The sequence below is a fragment of the Frankia sp. EI5c genome, from assembly GCF_001636565.1.
Classification (GTDB): Bacteria; Actinomycetota; Actinomycetes; order Frankiales; family Frankiaceae; genus Parafrankia.
In genome coordinates, this window is the sequence record NZ_LRTK01000031.1 from 111060 (window position 1) to 135810 (window position 24751).

The 24751-nt window shown below is 72.7% G+C and carries 12 protein-coding genes and 9 pseudogenes; 5 read left to right on the plus strand and 16 right to left on the minus strand.

What is annotated here, in order from left to right:
* Nucleotides 1-940: 940 nt before the first annotated feature.
* The 14 genes and pseudogenes from UG55_RS16585 to UG55_RS38180 form a co-directional block, all read right to left on the minus strand.
* On the minus strand, nucleotides 941-1747 hold the full coding sequence (locus UG55_RS16585; RefSeq protein WP_066069703.1) for a uracil-DNA glycosylase: 807 nt from the start codon (nucleotides 1745-1747) through the stop codon (nucleotides 941-943).
* Between the two features lie 88 nt (nucleotides 1748-1835).
* Nucleotides 1836-2386 (minus strand): annotated as a pseudogene (locus UG55_RS38135) (exopolyphosphatase); the annotation flags it as partial.
* 1 nt (nucleotide 2387) lies between these two features.
* Nucleotides 2388-2592: pseudogene (locus UG55_RS38140) on the minus strand (exopolyphosphatase); the annotation flags it as partial.
* Between the two features lies 1 nt (nucleotide 2593).
* A pseudogene (locus UG55_RS38145) lies at nucleotides 2594-2792 on the minus strand (exopolyphosphatase); the annotation flags it as partial.
* The gene (locus UG55_RS16595) at nucleotides 2789-3454 is read right to left on the minus strand and encodes a DUF501 domain-containing protein (protein ID WP_083986882.1); all 666 of its coding nucleotides are present in this window, start codon (nucleotides 3452-3454) and stop codon (nucleotides 2789-2791) included. The gene UG55_RS16595 and the pseudogene UG55_RS38145, both read right to left, overlap by 4 nt.
* Nucleotides 3451-3852, minus strand: coding sequence for a septum formation initiator family protein (locus tag UG55_RS16600; protein WP_066069717.1), 402 nt, complete (start codon nucleotides 3850-3852; stop codon nucleotides 3451-3453). The genes UG55_RS16595 and UG55_RS16600 overlap by 4 nt, the downstream gene beginning before the upstream one ends.
* A gap of 7 nt (nucleotides 3853-3859) precedes the next feature.
* On the minus strand, nucleotides 3860-5143 hold the full coding sequence (gene eno, locus UG55_RS16605; RefSeq protein ID WP_066069714.1) for a phosphopyruvate hydratase: 1284 nt from the start codon (nucleotides 5141-5143) through the stop codon (nucleotides 3860-3862).
* A gap of 500 nt (nucleotides 5144-5643) precedes the next feature.
* Nucleotides 5644-7668, minus strand: a complete 2025-nt coding sequence (sppA, locus tag UG55_RS16610; protein WP_066069615.1) for a signal peptide peptidase SppA — start codon at nucleotides 7666-7668, stop codon at nucleotides 5644-5646.
* A gap of 110 nt (nucleotides 7669-7778) precedes the next feature.
* Nucleotides 7779-8554 (minus strand): annotated as a pseudogene (locus tag UG55_RS38150) (YabN family protein); the annotation flags it as partial.
* A 674-nt stretch (nucleotides 8555-9228) separates the two neighbouring features.
* Nucleotides 9229-9889: pseudogene (locus UG55_RS16620) on the minus strand (SurA N-terminal domain-containing protein); the annotation flags it as partial.
* Nucleotides 9886-11178 (minus strand): TRCF domain-containing protein (locus UG55_RS38160; RefSeq protein WP_255360493.1); only part of this gene is annotated, 1293 nt, incomplete at its 5' end. The gene UG55_RS38160 and the pseudogene UG55_RS16620, both read right to left, overlap by 4 nt.
* A gap of 43 nt (nucleotides 11179-11221) precedes the next feature.
* Nucleotides 11222-11665, minus strand: a pseudogene (locus tag UG55_RS38170) (DEAD/DEAH box helicase); the annotation flags it as partial.
* Between the two features lies 1 nt (nucleotide 11666).
* A pseudogene (locus UG55_RS38175) lies at nucleotides 11667-11954 on the minus strand (CarD family transcriptional regulator); the annotation flags it as partial.
* Between the two features lies 1 nt (nucleotide 11955).
* A pseudogene (locus UG55_RS38180) lies at nucleotides 11956-13434 on the minus strand (transcription-repair coupling factor); the annotation flags it as partial.
* A 631-nt stretch (nucleotides 13435-14065) separates the two neighbouring features.
* Between UG55_RS38180 and UG55_RS16630 the strand changes: the two are divergent.
* Complete coding sequence (locus UG55_RS16630; RefSeq protein WP_066069629.1) at nucleotides 14066-14479, plus strand: MerR family transcriptional regulator; 414 nt, start codon at nucleotides 14066-14068, stop codon at nucleotides 14477-14479.
* 20 nt (nucleotides 14480-14499) lie between these two features.
* Here the strand turns inward: UG55_RS16630 and UG55_RS28620 are convergent, their stop codons facing one another.
* Nucleotides 14500-16599, minus strand: a complete 2100-nt coding sequence (locus UG55_RS28620) for a glycosyl hydrolase (protein WP_242424638.1) — start codon at nucleotides 16597-16599, stop codon at nucleotides 14500-14502.
* Nucleotides 16600-17692: 1093 nt separating this feature from the next.
* On the opposite strand from UG55_RS28620, the gene UG55_RS16640 reads away from it, so the two are divergent.
* The 4 genes and pseudogenes from UG55_RS16640 to UG55_RS16650 all read left to right on the plus strand — a co-directional run.
* The coding region (locus tag UG55_RS16640; RefSeq protein ID WP_066069721.1) for a glucose-1-phosphate cytidylyltransferase at nucleotides 17693-18532 on the plus strand (840 nt) is incomplete at its 3' end.
* Nucleotides 18533-18685: 153 nt separating this feature from the next.
* Nucleotides 18686-20086 (plus strand): DUF4910 domain-containing protein, encoded by a 1401-nt coding sequence (locus tag UG55_RS16645; protein WP_242424644.1) that lies wholly within the window; start codon nucleotides 18686-18688, stop codon nucleotides 20084-20086.
* Nucleotides 20087-20142: 56 nt separating this feature from the next.
* Nucleotides 20143-20319: NTP transferase domain-containing protein (locus UG55_RS38185; protein ID WP_242424645.1), on the plus strand; the 177-nt coding region annotated here is incomplete at its 3' end.
* A 1-nt stretch (nucleotide 20320) separates the two neighbouring features.
* A pseudogene (locus tag UG55_RS16650) lies at nucleotides 20321-20958 on the plus strand (2-C-methyl-D-erythritol 4-phosphate cytidylyltransferase); the annotation flags it as partial.
* Between the two features lie 115 nt (nucleotides 20959-21073).
* On the opposite strand, the gene UG55_RS16655 reads toward UG55_RS16650, so the two are convergent.
* Complete coding sequence (locus UG55_RS16655) at nucleotides 21074-22279, minus strand: glycoside hydrolase family 26 protein (RefSeq protein WP_083986885.1); 1206 nt, start codon at nucleotides 22277-22279, stop codon at nucleotides 21074-21076.
* Nucleotides 22280-24751: the final 2472 nt, after the last annotated feature.

The following is a 24751-nucleotide window of genomic DNA, read 5'->3' on the forward strand; positions in this document are numbered from 1 at the left end:
AGCGCCCCGTCACCGCCCGGGCAAACAACAGAAACCGTCCCGGCGGCAACGGAATTCGTCGGCCACGCCGCCGGGCCGTATCAACCGACGTGCCGGGATCCCCACCGGGACGACGTCCCGGAGCGAGCTCCACGAGAAACCGGAAAAGGCTGGGATCGCACCGGAAACCGGAATCGGAGAATTCGGGCCGGTGATTCCTTCCAGGCGCCTTCCAACCGTATGTAGGCGTCCGACCGGCACCATACGGACGAACGGTCCACTCAGCCGGCGGCGCCGCCGGCCCGGCCGTTTCCCGGGCCGGCCGGCGGCGGCCGGCGGAGGTGCAGCCTTCTGACCGACCGGGCCGACCGGGCCGACCGGAGCCCGCCGGACGGCGACACCCGAGTCGGGCCGAGCCCGCGCCGACGGCCCGCGCGGGGCCCCGAGGTGACCTGGGGAGGATCCTCGGGTTCGTCACCCAGGTGACGTCGACCACACATGAACACGAAGTCAACTGGACAACTACCCGGCCACAACGTGAACGCCGGGGACGCCGTCGCCAGAGGCAGCCCGGCCAGCCCTCCTCCACCGCCGCCGGCAGGCTCCGGGGCACCCGGGGCGGGCGCCCCGGAGCCTGCCGGCGGACAGCACCCCCACCAGGCCGAACATGGATCCGCGCCCGAAGACTTCATTGGTCGCAATCCGTCTGAACAATGAAATCAGACGTCAACCGTTCGCCGGACCGAGAAAAACGCGCGCCACACCCGCGGCGAAGCATCCAGCCGAAAGGGCCGGGACCGCCCCGAACCCGGCGGACAGTCACACGGACCGCCGCTCCGTCGCACGGACGCGGCCGACACGAACGTGACCTATCCCACTGTCTTTCGAGTACCGGAACATCCGAAGACGGAACAAACCGGCGACGAATCCGCGCACCGTCGCCCCGCGGCCGACGCCGCTTTCAGTGGCTCTCGCGTAGCCGCTCGACTGCCTCGGCGAAGACCTGATCGAGCATCGGGGCCGTCAGCCGGCCCGTGAAGGTGTTCTGCTGGCTCGGGTGGTAGCACCCGATGATGCTCAGTCCGGCCAGGTCCACCGTCGCGCCATGCCCGAAGGGCGTGCGGCGCGGCGGCAGCGGGTAGCCCGCCGCGCCCAGCGCCGGCCACAGTGCCGTCCAGGCGAACCCGCCCAGCACGACGATCACCCGCAGCCCCGGTCGCAGCAGGTGCAGATCCCGAACCAGCCAGGGCCGGCAGGTGTCACGCTCCTGCGGCGTCGGCCGGTTCGCCGGCGGGGCACACCGGACCGCGGCCACCAGCCGGGTGTCGATCAGGTGCTGGCCGTCGTCCGCCGCGACCGAGGTCGGAAGCCGGGCGAGTCCCGCGCGGTTCAGCGCGGCGAACAGCCAGTCGCCGCTGCGGTCGCCCGTGAAGATCCGGCCGGTGCGGTTCCCGCCGTGGGCCGCCGGGGCCAGCCCGACGATCAGCAGCCGCGCGTCCGGCGGACCGAACGAGGGCACCGGCCGGCCCCAGTAAGGCTGGTCGGCGAAGGCGGCGCGCCGGACGGCGGCGGTCTCCTCCCGCCACGCGACCAGCCGCGGGCAGGCCCGGCAGACCGAAACCCGTGCGTCGAGCTCGGCGCAGTCCGCCGCCGCGACGGCCAGCTGGTGGACCTCCGGCGCGGTGCGGGCCACCGGAGTGCTGGCCGTCGCCGGATCCGCCGGCCACCCGGCGCCCGGGGAAGCCGGACCGGCGCGCCCCGCGCTCACGCGCCGCCCGCGCTCACGCGCCACCCGCCGCGCTCACGCGCCGCTCGGCGTCACCGGGTCCGGTATCGCGCCCACCGGCAGACCCTGGTCACCGCGCGCCCGACCCGACCACACCGCCGAGGGAAAGCGCGATGCCGTCCAGGATGTCCCGTTCACTCGCGATCACAGCCGAGGTTCCGCACCGTTCAACGAGGGTCCGCAGAACGAGCGCACCCGCCGCGATGACATCGACCCGGCCCGGATGCATCACCGGCAGCGCCGCGCGCTGGGCATGCGTCATCCCGACCAGCCGGGCGGTCACCGCTGCCACGTCGTCCGCGGAGGTGACCATCAGATGGAGGCGGTCGGCGTCATAGGCGGGCAGGTCGGCCGCGAGCGCCGCGACGGTGGTCACCGTGCCGGCCACACCCACCAGGGTGGCCGCGGTGGTGATGGGCACCGTCCGCTCGGCATGGTCGAAGGCGGCGTTGACATCGGCCACGATCGCCGCGACCTGGGCTGGAGTGGGCGGGTCGTCGTGGAGGTGCCGCTCGGCCATCCGCACACAGCCGACGTTCACCGAGATCGACTCACGCACCCCGCCGGCGTCCCCCAGCACCAGCTCCGTGGAGCCGCCACCGATGTCCGCCAGCAGAATCGNGGTGGCCACCGTGCCGAGATCCCCGATCGCGCCGGCGAAGGACAGCGCCGCCTCCTCGTCGCCGGTGATCACCTCGGGGTCGACTCCGAGGATCGCCCGGACGCCGTCCACCAGCTCCGATCGGTTGCGGGCGTCCCGGGTGGCGCTCGTCGCGACCATGCGCACCCGGGTCGCGCCCAGCCGGTCGATCTCGTCCGCATAGTCCNGCAGCGCGCCGAGCGTCCTGGCCAGGGCATCCGGCGCCAGTTCGCCGGTGCGGTCCACGCCGGCGCCCAGTCGCACGATCTCCATCCGGCGGGTCAGCTCGCGCAGCCGCCCTCCCGACCCCCCGGAGCCTTCGTCGATCTCCGCAACCAGCAGACGGATCGAGTTGGTGCCACAGTCGATCGCGGCGACACGGCTCATCCGGCGGTCTCCTCTCGTCCCAGGCCGGCGCCCGCCGCACGGCCGCGCGAAGTACCAGGTTCCTCCGCACAGGATGCGCCGCCAACCTCGACGCAGGGCCCGCGGGCCCCCCAGTCCCCGAGCGCCGCGAGAGCCTCGTCACCGAACGGGTTCGTCCCGGGCCCGGTCGCCAGGCTGTGCGCGACCAGTACGTGCAGGCACTTGACCCGGTCCGGCATCCCGCCCGCGCTCGGATGCCCGGTGAGGACACCGTGCGCGTCCCGCCGGGCCAGGTAGTCGCGGTGCGCCTCCATGTAGGCCCGGGCGAGCTCGGGGTCGGTACTCAGCCGCGCGGTCATCTCACGCATCACCCCGGCGCCCTCAAGCCGCGAGATCGCGGCTGCCGCCCGCGGGCAGGTGAGGTAGAACAGCGTCGGGAACGGGGTACCGTCGGCAAGCCGCGGCGCTGTCTCGACGACGTCGGGCAGCCCACAGGAACAGCGGTGGGCCACCCCGAGGACCGCCCGCGGCTCCCGCCCGAGCTGCCGACGTACAACCTCGGTCTCGGGGCCGAGACCAAGGCCGTGGCCCTGGTCCGTGCCGGCCACCCGGTCCACGCCGGGCCGCCCGTCCACGCCGCCGCCGGTGGACGGCGCGGTCGGCGGCAGCGGCGGACGGCTCATTTCCCCGCCTCCGGGGCGGGGCTCGCCGGCTTGGCGAGCTCGGCCCACAGCTGGCTGTACCAGGACCCCTCGCCCCGGGTGGCACCCACGTCCGCCCCCGGGTCCGTCGTCGGCTGGGGAGTCGTTCCCATCAGGTATGCCTTCTCCCCAGGCAGGAGGTACTGCAACCGGCGACGTGCCTCGTCGGCCACCCATTCGGGGTCGTTGTAGCGGGCGACCTCCGCGCGTAGGTCGTCGACTCTCGTCTGGCGCCGCGCGTTCGCGCGCGTCAGCTCGGAGATCTTCGCCTGCTGCTGCAGGTACAGCCGCAGCGGATAGGCCAGGGTCAGCACGAGGACGCAGATGACGACGGCCAGCAGGGTGGCCCTCGTCGTCAGCGCCCTTTGCCGGAAGGGCACCGTCGGCTCAGCTGGCTGACGCCCGCCGCGGGAACGCACCGGCTCCCGCGTACCTCGCGGCGTCGTCCAGCTCCTCCTCGATGCGCAGCAGCTGGTTGTACTTCGCAACCCGCTCGCTGCGGGCGGGAGCGCCCGTCTTGATCTGCCCGCAGTCGACGGCCACCGCCAGATCGGCGATCGTGGTGTCCTCGGTCTCGCCCGAGCGGTGCGACATCATGCAGCGGTAGCCGTTGCGGTGGGCGAGGCTGACCGCGTCCAGCGTCTCGGTCAGGGTGCCGATCTGGTTCACCTTCACCAGCAGGGCGTTCGCCGCACCCTCGGCGATACCGCGGGCGAGTCGCTCCGGGTTGGTGACGAACAGGTCGTCGCCGACGAGCTGCACGCGCGAGCCCAGCCGGGTGGTGATGCTCGTCCAGCCGGCCCAGTCGTCCTCGGCCAGCGGGTCCTCGATGGACACGATCGGGTACGAGTCGACCAGGTCCGCGTAGTAGTCGATCATCTGCTCGGACGAGCGGCCGCTGCCCTCGAAGGTGTAGGAGCCGTCCGCGAAGAACTCGGTCGACGCGACGTCGAGCGCCAGCGCGATGTCGTCGCCCAGGCTGAAGCCCGCCTTGTCGACGGCCTCGGCGATCAGGTCGAGCGCCTCCCGGTTGGTCGGCAGGCTGGGCGCGAAACCGCCCTCGTCCCCGACTCCGGTGGCCAGGCCCCGGCCCTTCAGCACGCTCTTCAGCGCCTGGTAGATCTCCGCTCCCCAGCGCAGCGACTCCGCGAAGGTCCCCGCGCCGATCGGCGCGATCATGAACTCCTGGATGTCGACGTTCGTGTCGGCATGCGCCCCGCCGTTGAGGATGTTCATCATCGGGACCGGCAGCAGGTGCGCGTTCGGCCCGCCGATGTACCGGAACAGCGGCAGCCCGCTGGCGGCCGCCGCGGCCCGGGCGACGGCCAGGCTCACCCCGAGCAGGGCGTTCGCCCCCAGCGCGGACTTGCCGGGCGTCCCGTCCAGCTCGATGAGCCGGGCGTCGAGCAGCCGCTGCTCGGTGGCCTCCATGTCCATGATCGCGGGACCGATGCGGGTGATGACCGCGTCGACGGCCCGGGTGACACCCTTGCCCCCGTAGCGGTCACCGCCGTCGCGCAGCTCCACGGCCTCGAAGGCGCCGGTGCTGGCGCCGCTGGGTACGGCGGCCCGGCCGGGCGTGCCGTCGTCAAGAACGACCTCGACCTCGACGGTGGGGTTGCCTCGTGAGTCGAGGATCTCACGAGCTCCGACAGCCTCGATGGACGGCACGAGCACACCTTTCGATGGACGCGACCGGGGCACCGGCGCGGGAGGAAGCTGCTGGCGGGCGAGCCGCCGACGGACACCGACCGCGGAGTCGTCAGGCGAACCGGCCAGGACGGGCCGACCAGGGCTGGCCGGCCGCGACAGGCGGTGAACCGACACCGCGGCACCGGCGGCCGGACCCGTCGAACCCACCGGCGAGCCGCGCACGCGCCCCGGTAGGCCCGGAGGGCACGAGCTCTCGGCACCCGGGGACGAGCGACGCCGTCCGGACGAACCGGTCGGTGCGAGACTACCGCCGTCACGCGCCACCGCGTCGCCTCCCGGTCGCGCCACGCTGACCGCGGGCTCCCGAGGGTCGTCGGTGGAGCGCGCCGCGGATCCGCCCGGCGCCGGTCCCACCACGTAAGTGGCGGCCGCGCGCACCGGCCCGGACCGGCGCGGCAGCCGACGGGCGGTCCGGCGACCGCGTGACCGGACCACAGCGGGGACTACCGGAACCGGGACTACCGGAACCGCCCCACGGGCGGCATCAGCAGCGGGCCGTGGACGGGCAGCCCGGCCCGGGCGGCGAGCGGGGCCAGCGCTCCCCAGCCACCGGTGAAGCCACCCCCGCCCGCCGAGGACACCAGGAGCTCACCGGACGCGCCGACGAGGCCGCCGAGGAGACCTGGGGCGAGCAGGCCCAGCGCACCGGACAGCCCGGCCGAGGGGCCGGCCCGCAGCGCCGCCGCGGCGGCCGGCTCCTCGCTGGACTTCGGGGTCCGCAGCCGGTCCAGCACCGAGGGTTTCGGGGTGATCCTGACCCTGGGCTCCTCCGTCGCCGGCAGGCCCGCCCGGGCCCAGGCCAGGTCGAGGGCACGGGAGAGCCCACCGAGCTCGTCGACGAGGCCGTTGCGGTGCGCGTCGGCACCGGTCCAGACCCGCCCGCGGGCCAGCTCGTGCGCCTCGTCCGGCGAGATCCGCCGGGCCTGGGCGACCTTGGCCACGAAGTCGGCGTACACCCGGTCGAGGAATCCCTCCAGCTTCGCCCGCTCGCCCGCGGTGAACGGCTGCCGCGGGGACATCATCAGCGCGTTCTCGCCGGCCGCGACCGCACCGAAACCGATGCCGACCTTGCCCAGCAGGTCGCGGACGACCTGCTTCCCGGCGAAGACACCGATGGAACCGGTCAGCGTCCCCGGGTTGGCCACGATCAGATCAGCGCCGAGAGCCACGAAGTAGCCGCCGGAGGCCGCCACCGATCCCATCGAGACGATGACGGGACGTCCCGTGGCCCGGAACCGTTCGATCTCCCTACGGATCACATCGGAGGCCACATATGAACCGCCCGGGCTGTCGACACGGAAGACCGCGGCGGCCACGGTGGAATCGCGGGCCGCGGCCCGGAAGGCCGCCGTGACGGCGTCCGCGGCGAGCACCGGCCCGCCGAACGGCAGGGCCGCCGACCCCGGCAGGACCGGGCCGGTGCCGTACACCAGCGCGACCACCGAGGTCCGCGGATCGATCTGGGGCGGCACCGCGCCGGAACCGTTCCCGCTGTGTGACCCCCGCACTCCCGGGCCGCCGGACTCCGCCGGGCTGTCGGGCTCCGCCGGGCCGCCGGCGCCCCGGGGCAGCACCGAGCCGGGCAGCGACGCTGGTAGCGAGGCCGCGAAAGACCGGGCCCGGCGCGCCGGAGACGCCTCCCGGCGCACGGCCGCGCGCCGGTAGGCCGAGACGTACATGAGTACCGGCTCGGCCTCGTCACCGGTGGCCGCCGGCTCGGCGAGCTGCCTCGCCCGGGCCCACACCTCGTCGTACACCTCGTCCCGGTAGCCGATCCGGTCGACCAGACCGGCGGCGAGGGCCGCCTGCCCGCTCAGCGGGGCATCGTCGATCACGCCGCGGACCTGGTCGGGTGACAGGCCGCGACTGGTCGCGACCGATGCGACGACCTGCTCGGCGCAGGATTCGACGATCCGCCCCAGCGCCTCCCGGTGCGCCGGGGTGAAGTCCCGCTCCACCAGCGTGTTCACCGCGTTCTTGTACTCGTGGCGCTGGCCTATCTCGACGCTGACCCCGAGCCGGTCCAGCGCGTCGCGCAGGAAGGGGGTCTCCATCGCGACCCCGGTCAGGCCGAGATCGCCCGGCGGCGCGAGCCAGATCTCGTCGAACGCGCAGGCGAGATAGTAGGCGACGGTGCCGCCGCCGAACTCGCCGAAGGTGTCCGCGTGCGCGATGGCGACCCCGCCCGACGCCCGGAACCCGGCTACGGCGTCGCGGATCTCCTGCGCCCGCGCCAGCGGCAGCCCGCCGGCCGCGATGTGCGCGACCAGCACCCGCGCGCGATCGTCCCGGGCGGCCCGCCGCAGCCCGTCGACGACCTCCCGCAGGGTCGCCCGGCGGTGGGTCATCGCGGCGGTCAGGGGGTCCGCCGGGACCCCCTCGGCGAGATCGGAGGTCAGATCCAGCTCAAGGATGACCGGGGCGGTCCTCCGCCGCGTGAAACGCTGGATGTCGACCATCGCCTGCCGGGGCGTTCCAACCATGCTGTGAGGCTAGACGAGCGGGCCGTCCCCACGGGTGGCCGCGGGTGATCAGCCGGTCGCCGGTCCCCCGGCTTCGGCGCTCTCCCACAGGGCCTTCCAGTCCTCGGCGNCAAGCCCGCCCGGCTCGGCGCCCCGGTCGTGCGCCGCGAGCTCGGCCCGGGCGAGCCTGTCCCGGAAGAGCCGGGCGCGCCCGCGCAACGCGGTCTCCGGGTCCACGCCGCGCGCCCCGGCGAGGGCCACCGCGGCGAAGAGGAGATCACCGATCAGCTCGTCGGCCGGGCCACCACCCGCGGACGGGTCGGCCCCGGGAGCGACACCGGAAGCCGTGCCGGAATCGGCGCCGGTCCCGGCGGTCCCGGCGGCGTGCGCCAGCTCCGCGACGAGAGCCGCCAGCCCGGGCAGGTCCGGCACCCCCGCGCCCGCCGGCAGGGCCGACTCAAGCGGGAGCCCCAGCTTCCCGGCCCGCCGCAGCAGCTTCGCGGTGAGGAACAGCGCCGGCGCGGAGAGCGGCACACCCTCCGTCACCGACTTCCGGTTCTTCTCCGTGGCCTTGATCGCGTCCCAGTTGGTGGCGACGTCGTCGGCACCGGAGACGGCGACGTCCCCGAAGACGTGCGGATGGCGCCGGATCAGCTTCTCGACCAGACCGGTCGCGACGTCGTCCACGTCCCAGCCCGCCGGGCCGGCCTCGGCCGCCACCCGCGCGTGGAAGAGCACCTGCATCAGGACGTCCCCGAGCTCCTCGCGGAGTTCGGTGAGATCACCGTCCTCGATGGCCTGGTAGGCCTCGTACGCCTCCTCCAGCAGGTACGGCGCCAGCGAGGTGTGGGTCTGCCCGGCGTCCCAGGGACAGCCGCCGGGCGAGCGCAGCCGGTCCATGACCATGNCCGCGTCGAGCAGGGCCGACCCGGGCAGCTCACGGGTGGCGGTGAGCCGCTGGATGTCGACGCCCGCCCCGCTCGTCAGCCCCGCGGTGGGGAGCTCCGCGGCGGCCAGCAGCTCACTGTCCGCCCCGGTCGGTGTCACCGGATCGAGCAGCCACGCGACCTGCGTGGCCGACCCGGCGGCGGCCAGCAGCCGGGCGATCGCACTCAGCCCGCCCGGAGCCGCCGCGCCCACCGGAGCCCCCGCCCCGACCGGCGCGACCGGCGCGGTCGGGGCGGTCGGGGCGGAAAGCACCGACACCTCGATCCCGGCGTCACGCAGCGCGGCCAGCTGGGGGTGCTCCGGGCTCGCCGTCCAGACCGCGGCCACCCGGAGCAGATCCCAGGCGGCGGCCGTGAGCAGCCCGGGCGCGACCCGGGCGCTCGTCGAGACCAGTGTGATCAGCACGTCGTGTCAGGGCTTCTCAGGACTGCAGCGACATGTCCAGCGACGACACCGGCGCGGCCGTCGTCGCGATCGTGCCCGGCGCCGAGACCACGGCGAACTGCTGCGGGTCCCACTCCCCGAAGCGGGGGTTGACCGAGATGTGCTCCCGGGCCGCGGCCTCCTCCAGCAGGGGCTGGAGCTTGACGGCCCGCTGGTCGGCGGCGATGAACCGCTGCAGGTACGGCCGGNCGGCCTCGAAGGTCAGCGGGATGTCGCCGACCTGCGCGACGATGCTGTCGTACTGCGCGCGGGCCTCGGCCGGGGTGGCGAGGACGCTCGGAGCGACCTTGTCACCGATGGCGTTCTGCAGGGCTCCGGCGCGCACGATCACGCCGACGTCCTCCTTGGCGTAGCCGGCCGCCGCGGCACGGGTCTCGAACATCTCGACGCCACCGAAGCGCAGCACCGCGTACGCCTGGTAGTAGGCGTCGACGTCCTGGCTGCTCAGGGTGATCCCCTGCCGCTTCGCCTCCGCCTCCAGCACCTTGAGCTGGACGAGGGCGGTGATCGTGCGGCGCTGGAGCTCCGGCCGGTCGAGACCCTGCGCCGCCTGCTCGGCCGGCACGGTCTGGACGGCGGCGAAACCGCGGTCGACGATGCCGCGCACCGTGGAGGTCTCGATCGTGCTCGACCCGACCTGGGCCGCCGCCCCGGCGTGCGTCGTGCATGCGGTACCTGCGATGCCGGTCAGCACGGCGAGACCGAGCCCGGCCAGAAGACGCGGAAACTTCACGGCACTGACCGTATCCGCTCCTCGGCCCGGAAGTGTATGGGGCTGTGCCGCACGACTCTCCGCACCGCCGCGGCGGCGCCCGGCGGCCCGCGCCGGGCGCCGGCCGGTGCCGCTCACCGGCTCGCCGCCGCGGCGACCGAGTCACCGACGATGGCATCCAGCAGCTGGCCGGCCCAGGCCAGCAGCGCCCGGTCGCGCAGCGGGCGGGAGCCGATCCGCCCGGTCTCGGTGGGGGCCGGGACGAGCACCACCCGCACCGCCGGCTTGACCACCGAGCCCTTGTAGAGCCGGGCCAGGCGCAGCGTCTGGCTCTCGCGCAGGTCCAGCGGGGTGAAGCGGATCTGGCGACCGGCGACGGTGATCTCGCTGACGCCGTACCGGCGGGCGAGGACCCGCAGGCCGGCGACGGCGAGCAGGTTCTCCACCGGCTCGGGCAACGGGCCGTAGCGGTCAGCCAGCTCGCCGCGCACCTCGGCGATGTCCTCGTCGGACATCGCCGCGGCCAGCCGGCGGTACGCGTCGAGCCGCAGCCGTTCGCTGGGCACGTAGTCGTGCGGCAGGTTCGCGTCGACGGGCAGTTCGACCTTGACCTCCATCGGCTCCTCGACCTCGCCCTTGTACTCGGCGACGGCCTCGCCGACCATCCGGACGTACAGGTCGAAGCCGACCGAGGCGATGTGGCCCGACTGTTCCCCGCCGAGCAGGTTGCCGGCGCCGCGGATCTCCAGGTCCTTCATCGCCACGGCCATGCCGGCGCCGAGGTCGTTGTGCTGCGCGATGGTCGCCAGCCGGTCGTGGGCGGTCTCCGACAGCGGCCGGTCCGGCGGGTAGAGGAAGTAGGCGTAGGCACGCTCGCGGCCACGGCCGACCCGGCCGCGGAGCTGGTGCAGCTGGGAGAGCCCGAAGTTGTCCGCCCGTTCGACGATCAGCGTGTTGGCGTTCGAGATGTCCAGGCCCGACTCGACGATCGTGGTGCAGACCAGGACGTCGAACTTCTTCTCCCAGAAGGAGACCATGACGCCTTCGAGGGCGTCCTCGTTCATCTGCCCGTGGGCGGTGGCGATCCGCGCCTCGGGTACCAGCTCACGCAGCCGCGCCGCGGCGCGGTCGATGCTCTCGACCCGGTTGTGGATGAAGAAGACCTGCCCCTCCCGCAGCAGCTCCCGGCGGATCGCCGCGGCCACCTGGTTGGGGTCGTAGGGGGCGACCGAGGTGAGCACCGGATGACGCTCCTCGGGCGGTGTGTCGATCGTGGACAGCTCCCGGATGCCGGTGATCGACATCTCCAGAGTCCGCGGGATCGGCGTCGCGCTCATGGTGAGCACGTCGACCGCGGTCCGCATCTTCTTCAGGTGCTCCTTGTGCTCGACGCCGAACCGCTGCTCCTCGTCGACGATCACCAGGCCNAGGTCGGAGAACTTCGCCTCCCCGGACAGCAGCCGGTGGGTNCCGATCACGACGTCCACCGTGCCGTCGGCCAGCCCTTCGAGCACCGCCCGCTGCTCGGCGGCCGAGTTGAACCGGCTCATCGCCCGCACCTTGACCGGGAACGGGGCGTACCGCTCGGCGAAGGTCTGGTAATGCTGCTGGACGAGCAGCGTGGTCGGGACGAGCACGGCGACCTGCTTGCCGTCGGCCACCGCCTTGAACGCGGCCCGCACGGCGATCTCGGTCTTGCCGTAGCCGACGTCACCGCAGATCACCCGGTCCATCGGGACGGGCTTGCGCATGTCGGCCTTGACCTCGTCGATGGCCGCGAGCTGGTCTGGGGTCTCCCGGAAGGGGAAGGCGTCCTCCAGCTCGCGCTGCCAGGGCGTGTCCGGGCCGAAGGCGTGGCCGGGCGCGGCCATCCGCGCGCTGTAGAGCCGGATCAGCTCGCCGGCGATCTCCTTGNCCGCCTTGCGGGCCCGGGTCTTGCGCTTGGCCCAGTCGGCACCGCCGATGCGGTCCAGGCTCGGCCCCTCACCCCCGACGTAGCGGGTGATCTGCTCAAGCTGGTCGGTGGGGACGTAGAGCCGGTCCCCGCGGGCGTACTCCAGCAGCAGGTACTCGCGCTTGGCCCCGGCGACCGTGCGGGTCACCATCTCGACGTAGCGGCCGACGCCGTGGGCGTCGTGCACGACCAGGTCACCGGCGGCGAGCGCGAGCGGGTCGACACCCTTGCGCCGCCGGCTGGGCATCCNCCGCATGTCGCGGGTGGTGACCCCGCGGGCGCCGGCCAGATCGGTCTCGGTGAGTACCGCCAGGCGCAGCGTCGGGCTGATGAAGCCCTCGCCGAGCTGGGCCTGCGTCACGATGGCCACGCCGGGGACGAGCTCGGCGTCGGGGGCCAGCCGGGCCCCGAGGTCGGCCTCCCGCATCATCTCGACGAGCCGCTCGGCCGGACCGGGCCCCTCGGTGACGAGCAGCACCCGCCAGGAGTCGGCCAGCCAGCCCTTGACGTCCGCGGTCGCCCGCGCGGTGTCGCCGTGGTAGTTCGGCGCCGGCCGCAGGCTCGCGACGACCGTGTCGTCGCCGAAGACGTCGTCCGGTTCCCCGCCGGCGGCCACCGGGGCGAACGGGCTGACCGACCACCAGGGGATCCCCAGCTCGGCCGCGCGCTCCCGGGCCTCGGCGACCGAGCGGTAGGTGGCCGCGCCCAGGTCGATCGGCGTTCCGCCGCCCAGGGCCGCGACACTCCAGGACGCCTCCAGGAACTCCTTGCTGGTCCGCACCAGCTCGGCGGCTCTGGTCCGCACCCGCTCGGGATCACAGACGAGAACACGGGAGCCGCGCGGAAGCTCGTCCAGCAGCAGGGTCATCTTCTCGACCAGCACCGGTGAGAGGGCCTCCATACCCTCGACCGGGATGCCCTGAGCGATCTTGTCGAGCATGTCGACGAGCTGCGGGTGCTCACCCGCCAACGCCGCCGCCCGGGCCCGGACGTCCTCGGTGAGGAGCAGCTCCCGGCAGGGCGGCGCGAACAGGACCGGCGTGCCCGCTCCGTCCCGCTCCGGCAGTGCCCGCTGGTCGGCGACGGAGAAGTGGCGGATGTCCTCCACCTCGTCACCGAAGAACTCGATCCGCAGCGGATGTTCCTCGGTGGGCGGGAAGACGTCGAGGATCCCGCCGCGCACGGCGATCTCGCCGCGCCGCTCGACGAGGTCGACCCGGTGGTAGGCGATGCCGACCAGCCGGGCGGTGACCTCGTCCAGGTCGACCCGGTCGCCGGCGGCCAGGGTCACCGGGGCGAGGTCACCCAGCCGGGCGACCTGGGGCTGGAGCACCGAGCGGACCGGCGCGACCACGACCGCGAGCCGGGCGGCTCCGTCCGAGTCGGGATGCGCGAGGCGGCGCAGGACGGCCAGGCGGCGGCCGACGGTGTCGGCGCGCGGCGAGAGCCGCTCGTGGGGCAGCGTCTCCCAGCTGGGATAGACGGCGACCCGCTCCGGGCCCAGCAGACTGCCCAGCGCCTCGGTCAGGTCGTCGGCCTCCCGGCTGGTGGCTGTGATCACCAGCACGGTCCGATCCGGGCCGGCGAGCGCCGCCGCGGCGAACGGCCGCAGGGCGGCCGGTCCGGCGAGGTCCAGGACAGGCTCGTCCAGCGAGCCCAGCGCGCGGGCGAGCGCCGGGTCACCGCCCGGACGGGCTACGAGTGCGTCGAGTAGCGGCGCGAGGGTCATGTGATCCGTCCCGTGCCTCTCCGGTGCCAGGTCGTCAACTGCGGGGGGTCAGCCGCCGGGAGATCGGCGGCAGGCGGGCCTGCTGCCAGCGGCTCAGGTATCCGGGAGCCCGATGTCAGGGAGCCCGGTGTCAGGGAGCCCGGAGCCATCAGCCGGCTGCCGGTGTTTCGGATGTCCTTGTGTGTCGGATTCCCTTGATGTTGCGGATGGCCTTGGCAGGAGTCATCGAGATCAGGTGCCATCGGGTTCGGCCATCGGAGCGGGACCGGCGAACCACACGGCCGCGGATCGGAGCGGCCCGACGACGGAAGCTGTACCCAGATCTGAGCCGCCCTCCGGACGACATCGCCATCAACGTCCATACGACACCGACACCGACACGACGCCGGCCGAAGCCGGCACCCCGGGTGCCAGCAACCAGGGTCAGCGCCCTGGTGCCGAGGTCACCCGGGCATGGCGCGCGGCCCTGCCGGGGGTGACCACCGCCAGCGGGCGTTTCCCGGGCAGTGGGGTCGTTGCCACCAGCCTACGGCAGGCGGCGCGACGAGATGTGGGCGCCGAGTGGCGGATCGACGTACAGTCGTCTGACGCCNGGTTCGCTGCCGGCGACAGAATCTGACGTGAGGTCGACTTGTCCACCACGCGACGTCGAGACGTCCACCAGATCGGGGATGTGGCCGAGCGGGTCGGGCTGTCACTGCGCACGGTGCGGTACTACGAGGAGGCCGGCCTCCTGCTACCCGTGGGCCGGACGGTGGGCGGGTTCCGTCTGTACGACGACGACGCGGTCGACCGCCTGTTTCTGATCAAGAAGATGAAGCCACTCGGTTTCACCCTGGAGGAGATGCGCTCGCTGCTGGTGCTGCGGGACGAGCTCCAGGAGCCGGACCTGCCCGCAGAGCGCCGGGCCGCGCTCCAGGCGCGGCTCGCGACCTGGGTCGCGCTCGCCGAGGAGAAGCTGACCACCCTGCGCGAGCAGGTCCAGGTGGCGGAGGCGTTCGTCGGCGGTCTGCACGACGACGCGGAGCGCTCCGGGACGTCCTGAGTCCGGCGGATCGCCGCGACCTACCAGAGGCGCTGGTAGGTCGCGGAGGAGTTCGGGTGCTGGTTCGGATTCACCAGTGATGACCGGACGTTCCCGGAGGCACCCTCACTGAAGTAGGCCTCGTAGGCCAGGATGTCGGCGTTGCGCTGGAAGACCGAGAACATCTGCTGGATGTAGAGCGGGTTGTCCCCGCCCGCGTTCATCTTCGCCTTGGTGTCCTGCTGGCTGACCACGCCCCACTCCGGCACCGAGAACAGCTTGTTGTGCTGCCGCGCGAAGCTGATGACCTGGCACAGACCGTCGGAGTCGTTGCACTGCCTCTCGAAGTCACCCACCGTGTAGCTGGGCGGGTACTGGTCGTAGCTGTCGATGCCGATGACATCGACATAGTTGTCACCCGGGTAGATGCTGAACGCATCACGGTAGCCCGGCCCGTGGGCGTTCAGGTTCCAGTCGATGCGTGCTTTCGGGCTCGTCGCCTTGATCGCCGACGAGGCGTTTCGGAAGCACTGGACGTAGGCGCCGGGGTTCTCGCTGGCCCGCCAGGCGAACCAGTCGCCGTTGAACTCCCAGCCGAGCCGGACGAACGAGTCCCCGCGCCCCTGAGCCACCAGCCACCGGCCGAACTGACGCCACCTGGCGTCGTAGTCGCCGGCGGCGCAGGCGGTCAGGCTGCCCTTCTGTGGGCCCTCGTCGGGGAAGAGCGGGACACTGATGACCAGGTCACCGGGGTAGGAGGCGAAGGTCCGCCCCATCCAGGGATTGACGATCGCGTCCCAGCTGTTCCGTTCGGTGTAGGTGACCGCCACGTCCACCGGGCTACCACGGAACTCCGCCCAGGCCCGCACCTCGGCCATCGAGTGGGCGGCCACGCCGCTCGGGAACAGGCTGGCGGTGTCCGCACGCTCCACCCGGCCGACCGCCGACACGGCACCCGCCCCGCTCGACGCCGCCCGCTGGGTCGGTGCCGCCGGCTGGGTCGGCGTCGGCGCTTCGCCGGCGGGGCTCGGCACCGCCTGCGTGGGGGTCGGGTCCGCCGCGGCGACGTTGCTCTCGTCATGTTGGGCGGGTCCCAGCAGCCAGGCCACCAGGGCCAGCGTCGCCGCGAACGCGACCAGGGCCACCGGGAGGTACGGATGGCGCCCGGGCTTCGCACCCCAGTGCTCGATGATCCAGTCCGTGGCCCGGTGCGGCAGCGACCCGCCGCCCGCCGGCTCGGTCCAGGCCGACTCGCGGGCGTCCCGCCGCTGGCGGCCGGAGCCGGCCGCCGGAGCCGCGACGGGCAGGATGCCGGTGACCACGCCGTCGGCGGAGCCGCGTTCCCCGCCGCCGGACCCCGACCGTGCCCCGCCGGCCGCCGGCCGCGGCCGGCTGGATGTCGCCTCCCGGTCAGCGAGGTCGTCTCGGTCGGAGCCGGTTGGCACCGGTGTGCGCCGGCCGCGCTCCGCGCCGCGCCCGCCGGGGGCGGGACGCCGTTCGGCGGCGGGAGGCGTCTCTCTGGCCGGCGCCATGATCATGGTCTGATCCGAGCCCTCGGTAGCACCGGTCCCGGCCGGCCCCGGCTGCCTGCCTCGGTCGGCCGCAGCCGGTGACTGCCAGTCACCACGGTCGAAGCGGTGGGTGGCCGAATCCTCGACGCCTGGCGAGTCGATTCCTGGCGAGTTGAGGCCTGGCGGGTCGTCGAGGCCCGCCGGGTTCGGCCGGCGGGCCGGCCCGGCGTCCCCCGCACCCTCATGGTCGCGCCGCCGGCCGGTGGAACCGGCGCGCCGGTCGCTGCCCGCCCGCCGGTCACCGCCCGCCCGCCGGTCGGACGCAGCCCGCCGTTCGGACGCCGCGCCGGATTCGGGCCCGAGACCGTGATCACCACCAGCACCGGCGCCGGCACCGCCGCCGTCAGCCGCGCTCCGTCGGTCACGCGCCGTCCGCCGTTCGCCCGGGCCACGACGGGTCGCCTGCCGGCGGCGGTCGCCGGCGATCCGGTCGGTGCCGGCGATCCGGTCGGTGCCGGCGCTGCCCGCGGCACGCTCTCCCCCGCCGTCACCGACGGAGGAGTCGGGGTAGGGAGCGACCGGGGAGGTCCGTCCCCGCCGGCGGGAGGCCCGTCCCGGGGAGGCGAGCAACTCGGGATCGAACGCGACATCCGGCTCCCGGTCGCGACCGGAGGAGCCCCTCGGGGCTTCGGAGCCCCGAGGCCGGCCGGCGCCCGGCGTCTCGTGACCCCGCCGCTGGTCGCCGCGTGGCCAGCCGACGTCGGCATTCCCGCTCCTGGAGCCGCTGCGGGCGGACCAGCCCGCCGCCGCACCGTCGCCGCCGGCGGTCGGAACACCCCGGCCGGACGGGTACCGAGAACCGGGGAGTGGTCGCGGGCCGTGGCCGTACCGCTCATCAGACGGCACGGGATCCATCACCCCCAGGCGCGGCGGTCCCACGGCGCCACATTCGCCGCGGGTAAGACCGTTCACCAAGCATAAAAAGTGCGACCGAAAGCAAGGATCGTACCTCCCGGCCGACGCAGAAGAAGCTGAAGGTATTAGTGCACTGCCTGTCCGCACCGGAGGGGTCCGGAGAGTGACGGTAGCGGCCGTGTCGCGGCCTTCATCCCGCGACATCCGACAAACCGTAACAAGCCTCCNGCCCAGGAGCAGCAAAGGGGAGCGCCGCCCGGGAACCGACACTCACGTGAAGGTGCAGCGACATCCAGCGACGATCGGGCTGACCAGGGGTGGGCGGGACCCCGCCCGGGCAGCGGGCCAGCGACGACACCCGCTTCGACCGGGTGCGGCCGGACGGGTCGACAGCCCCGTGGATCCGGTGCGGAAGGGGAGGTACGGTACCGTTGCCGCGTCGCGCCCGCACGTCCCGGCCGGCGGTCGCACCCCAGGATGCGGCCATCCGATCATGCGCGGCTGAACAAGCGAACTGAACACCTGAAAGACAGTGGGCCAGAAAACACCGCGGGCCAATTGGAGGACACCGCGCGTCCGCACCGCCAGAACGACGGCGCCGCGGTCCGCGCTCCTCACCGTCCGGCGGTCATCGCCAACGCACCGGCCACCCGACCGAGGGGGAGGCACAGTCCCTCCTCGGCGGCGCCGAGCCCGCAGGCCGGCCCGGCGGCGAACCAGGCTCCTGGTCGTCGCCGGCACGGCCCCGGACTGGAGAGCCATCCACCCCCGGGTCCGCCGGGGCACTGACACGGGAGACGCGACAACCTTGACGACCGACACCACCCGACCGTCCGCGACCGGTTCCGCGGACGTCGACCCACGTGACATTCCTGTCGTCATCCTCTGCGGTGGCATGGGCACCCGGCTGCGCGAAGCCAGCGAGAAGCTCCCCAAGCCGCTCGTCGACATCGGCGGGAAGCCCGTGCTCTGGCACATCATGAAGACGTACGAGCACTACGGGTTCCGCAAGTTCGTGCTGTGCCTCGGCTACAAGAGCGACCTGATCAAGAGCTACTTCCTGGCCTACCGCCAGCAGATAGCCGACTTCACGCTGACGCTCGCCGACGACCACACCCCGCAGTTCCACAACTCCGCCGGCGACGAGGACTGGGAGGTCACCTTCGCCGAGACCGGGCTGCTGACCGGAACGGGTGCCCGGCTGCGCCGGGTCGCACAGTACCTCACCGCCCCTCGCTTCATGATCACCTACGGTGACGGGGTGGGTGCCGTCAATCTGGCGGACGTCCTCGCCGACCACGTCAGCTCCGGCCGGATCGGCACCGTGACCGGTGTCCGTCCCTCCAGCCGCTACGGCGAGCTGGTCACCGAGGGCAACGCGGTCACCCAGTTCGCGGAGAAGCCCCCGGCGACCGGCTGGGTCAGCGGTGGGTACTTCGTCTTCGAGCGCGAGTTCGTCGACAAGTACCTCGACGACGACCCGTCCACCATGCTCGAGCGCCACCCGCTCCAGCAGCTCGCCCGCGACGGCCAGCTCACGCTGCACACGCACGAGGGCTTCTGGATGGGCATGGACACCTTCCGCGACTGGACCGAGCTCAACCAGCTGTGGGACGCGGGCAACGCTCCGTGGCGAGTCTGGGCCGACNGAGAAGCCGACCGAGAAGCCGACCGAGAGAGCGGACTCCGACTCCATGAGCGCCACCGACCTGAGTGCCCCCGACCTGAGTGACGCGCGGTCGTGAGCGTCATCGACAGCGACGAGGTGGGCCGCCGCCTGCACGATCTCGTCGCCGCGCTGATGCCGCCGATGCGCTCGATCACCGGCAACGGGGTCCGGGCGACGCTGGATCTGGTGCGGGCGGCGCTGCCCGCCCAGGTTCCGCTCGCCGTCCACGAGGTACCGACCGGCACCCCGGTTCTCGACTGGACGATCCCGCGAGAGTGGAACGTCACCGGCGCCCGGCTCATCGGGCCGGACGGCCGGGTCGTCGTGGATGTCGCCGACAACCCCCTGCACCTGCTTGGCTACAGCGTGCCGATGCGAGCCAGGATGCCGCTGGAGGACCTGCGTCGGCACCTGTACTCGATGCCGGACCGGCCGGACTGGGTCCCCTACCGGACCTCGTACTACAACGACGCCTGGGGTTTCTGCCTCACCGACCGCCAGCTCACGGCGCTGCCCGACGGCGAGTACCAGGTGGAGATCGACACCTCGCTCACCGAGGGGTCGCTCACCTACGGTGAGATCGTGCTGCCGGGGAGCACCGGCGAGGAATTCCTCATCACCACGCACCTGTGCCACCCGGCGATGGCCAACGACAACTCGTCCGGCATCGCGGTGGCCATCGAGCTGGCTGCCGCGCTGGCCGCCCAGCCACACCGGTTCACCTACCGGCTGCTGTTCATCCCCGGAACGATCGGCTCGATCACCTGGCTCGCCCGCAACCCGGACGTGACCGGGCGCATCCGGCACGGCCTGGTGCTCACCGGGCTCGGTGACCGCGGCGCCCCGACCTACAAGCGCAGCCGGCGCGGCGACACCGCCATCGACCGGGCGGCCGCGCGGGCGCTCGCCGAGACGGGCCGCCCGCACCGGGTCGTCGACTTCTCGCCCTACGGGTATGACGAGCGGCAGTTCTGTTCACCGGGCTACGACCTCCCGGTGGGCCGGTTCGGCCGCAGCCAGCACGGAGAGTACCCGGAATACCACACCTCGGCCGACAATCTCGAGTTCGTGTCACCGGACTCGCTGGCCGACTCGTTCGCGATCCTGCGCCGGATCATCGACATCTGCGAGGCCGACCGGGTCTGGCGCAACACCTCCCCCTACGGCGAGCCGCAGCTCGGCCGGCGTGGGCTGTACCGCTCGATCGGCGCGACGATGAACCGCGCGTCGATCGAGATGGGGCTGCTGTGGGTGCTCAACCTGGCCGACGGCACCCGAAGCCTGCTCGACATCGCCGAGCGGGCCGGCCTGCCCTTCGAGGCCGTCGCCAACGCGGCGGACGCGCTGGCCGGGGTGGGCCTGCTCGCCGAGGTCCCAGCCCCGGGAACCGGCACCGGCCGCGCCGCGGACCGGAGCGCCGCGCCCGTCACGTCGGGGCCAGCCTCCTCGGGGCCAGCCTCCTCGGGGTCGGCCTCGTCGGGGCCAGCCTCCTCGGGGCCAGCCTCGTCGGCGGCGACGGTCGTGGTCAGTTGAGCGCAGCCACACCCTCCGGCGCTGACGCCTCCCTCGCGGTCGGGCTCGGTACCGGGGTGCCGGACCCGAACGTTCCCGGCGGGCCGGCCTGGGCGATCGTGCTGGCCGCGGGGGGCGGCACCCGTTTCGGGGGGCCGAAGCAGTTCTCCGACCTCGGTGGCCGGCCACTCGTCGCGCACCCGGTCCGCTCCGCCGGCCTCGCCTGTGACGGCGTCGTCGTCGTTCTTCCCGCCNCCCTGCTCGACCGGTGGACGCCCCCGGCAGGCGTCCAGGCGGTCGTCGGCGGCGCGACCCGCGCCGAGTCCGTCCGGGCCGGGCTGGCCGCCGTGCCCGCGGATGCCGCGGTGATCGTGGTGACGGACGCCGCACACCCCTTGGCCACCCCCGCGCTGTACCGCGCGGTGATCGCGGCTGTCCGCGCCGGCGCCGATGGAGCCGTACCCGGGCTGCCGCTCACCGAGGTGGTCAAGGAGGTCGTCGAAGAGGCGGCTGAAGCGGTCTCCACCGGGAGGCTGCCGGGCGGCACCGGGCTTCTCGCGGGAACATCCCTCCCGCGGGAGACCCATCGGCTGGTGCAGACGCCGCACGCGTTCCGGGCCGCCGCCCTGCGCGCGGCGCACGCCGGTGCCTCGGAGGCCGTCGAGGATTCCGCCCTGGTCGCCGACGCCGGCGGGCGGATCGTCGTCGTCCCCGGTGAGCCGGCCAACCTCCACGTCACCACGCCGGAGGAACTCGACCTCGCCCGGTTGCTTGTCGCCCATGTCCAGGATGCGGGAGAGTCCGCCGAGCCGGGCGAGGGTGCGGGTGCGGGTGAGCCCGACGGGCACAGCGCGGCTCGTCTCAGCGCCGCTCGTCTCCGCGCTGTTCATTGATCGACCGCGTGCCAGGCGGCCCCACGTCGGCGAGCCGCTGGTCCGCGCTGCTCGCCCCCGGGGCCGCCGGCCGGCCGGGTGGCGATGGCCACCGGCGCGTCACCGACCCCGTCCGCTATCCGGCGGGGACCTTCGGACCGCCGAACAGTTCCAGGTAACGCTGGGCGCCGTCCGGGTTCGCCGTCGGGTTCTGCAACGACGAGGCGACGTTGTCCTTCTCGTCCGGCGAGGCGCTGTAGTAGGCCTCGTAGGCAAGGATGTCGCGGTTGGCCTGGAAGAACTCGTACATCTTCTCGATGTAGAACGGATTGTCGCCGCCGCCGCCGGCGCTGGCGCGGCGGTCCAGTCCCCATTCCGGCACCGCCAGCCGCTTGCCGTGCTCACGCGCGAACTTCGCCACGGTGCACACCCCTGAGTCCCGGTTGCACTGATCGTTGAAGATCTTCTGGGTGAGCGAGGCCGGGGAGCTGTCGTAGGCGTCGATACCGATGATGTCGACGACGTCGTCGCCGGGATAGGCATCCCACACGTTGTCCCCGTTGACCATGGTGTCCCGATGCGCGGTCATGGTCCACTCGATCTTCACCTGGGGCGCGGTCGAGCGGATCGACGCGGCCGCGCGGGTGAAGCAGACCTTCCAGGTCCCGGTGTCCTTCGGCTCCCAGAACTTGAACCAGTTGCCGTTGAACTCCCACCCGAGTCGGACGATGGCGTCCGGCCGGCCGTTGCGCACCAGCGTGTTGCCGAAGTCGCGCCAGTGGCTGTCGTACTCGCCACGCGCGCAGGCCGCCTCGTTGCTGCCCTCGACGAGCAGCGGCTGCGCGATCGACACCTGCCCGGAGTAGGTCTGGGGGCGGAAATCGGCCAGCGGCCAGTCGTCACGGGTGACCGTCTCCCAGTTCGCGCGGGAGGTGAACAGGATGGCGATGTCGGTGGAGCGGCCGACCCACGACTCCCAGGCCGCGAGGTCGTTCGGCGGGTTGGCATTGGCCCCCGAGACCCAGCTCACGCCGGTGGTGGTCGGGTGGGTGGTCGGAGTCTTCTCCTCATCACCGGTGAAGACGATTATGCCCACCGCCAGCACGACCACGGCGACGACCGCGCTGACCGCGCCGAGCAGCAGGACTCGGCGCTGGCGCGCCCGCCCGGTCGCGCCCGGCGGGCCCGGCGGTCCCGCGGCCCACTGCGAGCGGGTGCCGCGGCGGTGCCCGGGACCAGAGCCCGGCCCGTCGCCGGAACCGTCGTGGGTGGACCCCCCCGAGCCGGTCGCCGGTTCGTCCGAAGTGCCCGCCTCGCCGGACCTACCTCGGCGACCTTCCACGCCCCCACCTCCGTCGCTGGCGCACCACCGCGCCCTGATGATCAACCGATGAGCTACCACGGTGCGGAGGCCGCCGCCCCGGCAGGGAGCGGGCCATGGCCCCACCTCACAGGCCGCGGCCCGGCCGCACGGCCGTGGCCCCGCCTCACGATGCGGGCCTCGCCGCGGCGTGCGCCCGCCGCGAGCATCGCCGCCCGCTCAAGGATGGGACTGCGCCCCACGCTCCGTGCCCGCCTGACGGGGGACGGGGAACGGCGTGTTCCCACCGGTAGAGAAAGTCAGATCCGGGTCGGTCTCAGTAGGTGCCCACAGTCGCAGCCCTTCTTCGATCATTTCGACACGTCCAACTGGTTCTACCTGTCGTAACAATGACGCGACGTGAGGTTTGCTAACCATACCTGGTCAGCGGGCGGCCAGAGCTGGCAGCACCGGTCGGCACCGGTCGGCATTCAGCACACCGATACACTGTCGCCCCGACGCCAACACCAGACACGCGCGTCGGGCGCACGGCCGTCAACTCGCCGACACCGCCCTCGCGAGGTTCACGTCAACCCCCGAGCCTGGCGGCCGGTCGGCCAGGCCAGCCATCTGGAACCAGCAGGCGCGGGCGGCGAAGCGGGGCGGCCCGGGTCAGACATGCCGACGCGGCAGGAACGGGGGCGGAACAGGTGGTCACCACCACCCTCACCACGAGGATTCCTCGCTCGTGGGTGATCCCCACCGCCGAGGTCGTCGACCGGCGGCCCGGCAACGCGCGGATCCTGAAGACGCTGACGGTCCTGCTCTGCGCGAACATCTTCCTGCAGCGACTCGCCATCCCGGTCGCCGGCGCCCAGCTCCAGGTCATCCTGCCGATCACGCTCGTCGCCGTGGTCGTGATGCTGAACCACGGCGACCTCCAGCTGAACGTCGGCCGCCTGCGCGCCTACCTGCTGGCCATGACCGCCTGCTGCGCGGCCGCGACGGTGTCCTTCCTCCGTGAGGTCGACGACAGCGCCATCACCTCGCTCGTGCTGCTCATCGGGACGTACATCCCGCTGTGCTTCGGTCTCGTGCCGGCCGACGCTCGGGCGATCTTCCCTCGGCTGCTCGACCGGTTCGTGACCGTGACGACGGTCCTCGCCGGGCTCGCGATCTTCCAGTTCGCCATCCAGCTGGTCGGCTGGCAGTACACCGATGTCCTCGAGTTCATCCCGACCGACTACCGGATGCACGGCTTCAACACCAGCTACCCGGTGCAGTACGGCTCGGACATCTACAAGTCGAACGCCTTCATCTGCCTGGAACCGTCGTTCTGCTCGCAGTTCCTGGCGTTCGGACTTGTCGTCTGTGTACTGCGCAGCGGCAGGTGGTGGCATTACGTTCTGTACATCCTGGCCCTGCTGTCGACCGTTTCGGGAACTGGCGTCGTGCTCCTCGCCGTGGCCCTGGTACTGCTCTCGGTGCACAAGGGTGCGCGGTTCGCGACGACGGCATTCGTCGGCGTGGCCATTGTCGTGCTGGTCCTCAGCTTCACCCCGGCGGCCGACGTTTTCGCCGAGCGGGCGACCGAGACGTCATCGGACAACTCCAGCGGAAGCCTGCGGTTCGTCCAGCCCTACACCAGGACCTGGGACGCGCTGGGCAATGCGCCGGTGACCGTCCTGTTCGGCTCCGGGCCCGGGTTCGCCGACCGTGACGCGCACGCCTTCTTCCTGCGAACCAGCCTGCCGTTGAACTACGCCCTCCTACCGAAACTCCTGCTGGAGTACGGCGTGATCGGCACCGTCGCGTTCCTGTCGTTCATCGTGGCCATGTTCGTACGCGGCTCACCGTCGTTCGTGCTGTCCGGTTCGGTCCTCGTCTTCTACAGCGTGTTGTCCGGTGGCCTGCTCAGCCNGGTTGTGATCACCTTGGGCATGCTCCTGGTCTCCTGGTTCACGACCACACCTGAGGACGAGCGGTGGAGCCGCCCGCGGTCGGTCAGCCAGGCCGAGCCTCCTCCCTCGACCATGCTGGCGCCGGCTCAGCGTCACGGCTAGGCCGACACCGTAAATCTCGACCCGTGCGAATGCTGGACTCGCGCGGGTGGGGGTGCTGGACGGATGCGGGAGCGGGGTGCGGCGCGGGCGAGTGCGCTCGGCGGGAGCGCGGGCGCGGCGCGGGCGGGTTCACGGCGGGAGCGCGGGCGAGGTGCGGCGGGTTCACGGCGAGTGCGTTCGGTGATCTGACGACGATGGTCAGCATTTCGAGCACGAGCGCGGCAGTGCCGATCCCGCACCTGAAGAGCTGTTCGTGTCTCCCGCCGAGACGTCTTGACAACCACGGTGACGCAGGGGCCGCAACCCCTGCGAGTGAAGGACACAAGGAGCCCTTCAGTCGCTGTCAGCGAATCCTCCCGGACCCACGCCCCACGGGTGGGCGACGGCTGCGCGGCGCCTGCCGGCGCGCTGAAAGCCCAGGCAGCCCCATTACCGCGGGGTCCCGCCGGGC

What these genes read in the sequence shown, in the direction of transcription:
- sppA (WP_066069615.1), bottom strand. Translation starts at nt 7,668, where the DNA reads ATGGTTGGAACGCCCCGGCAGGCGATGGTCGACATCCAGCGTTTCACG.
- UG55_RS16595 (WP_083986882.1), bottom strand. Translation starts at nt 3,454, where the DNA reads ATGAGCCGTCCGCCGCTGCCGCCGACCGCGCCGTCCACCGGCGGCGGC.
- UG55_RS16645 (WP_242424644.1), top strand. Translation starts at nt 18,686, where the DNA reads ATGCCGCCGATGCGCTCGATCACCGGCAACGGGGTCCGGGCGACGCTG.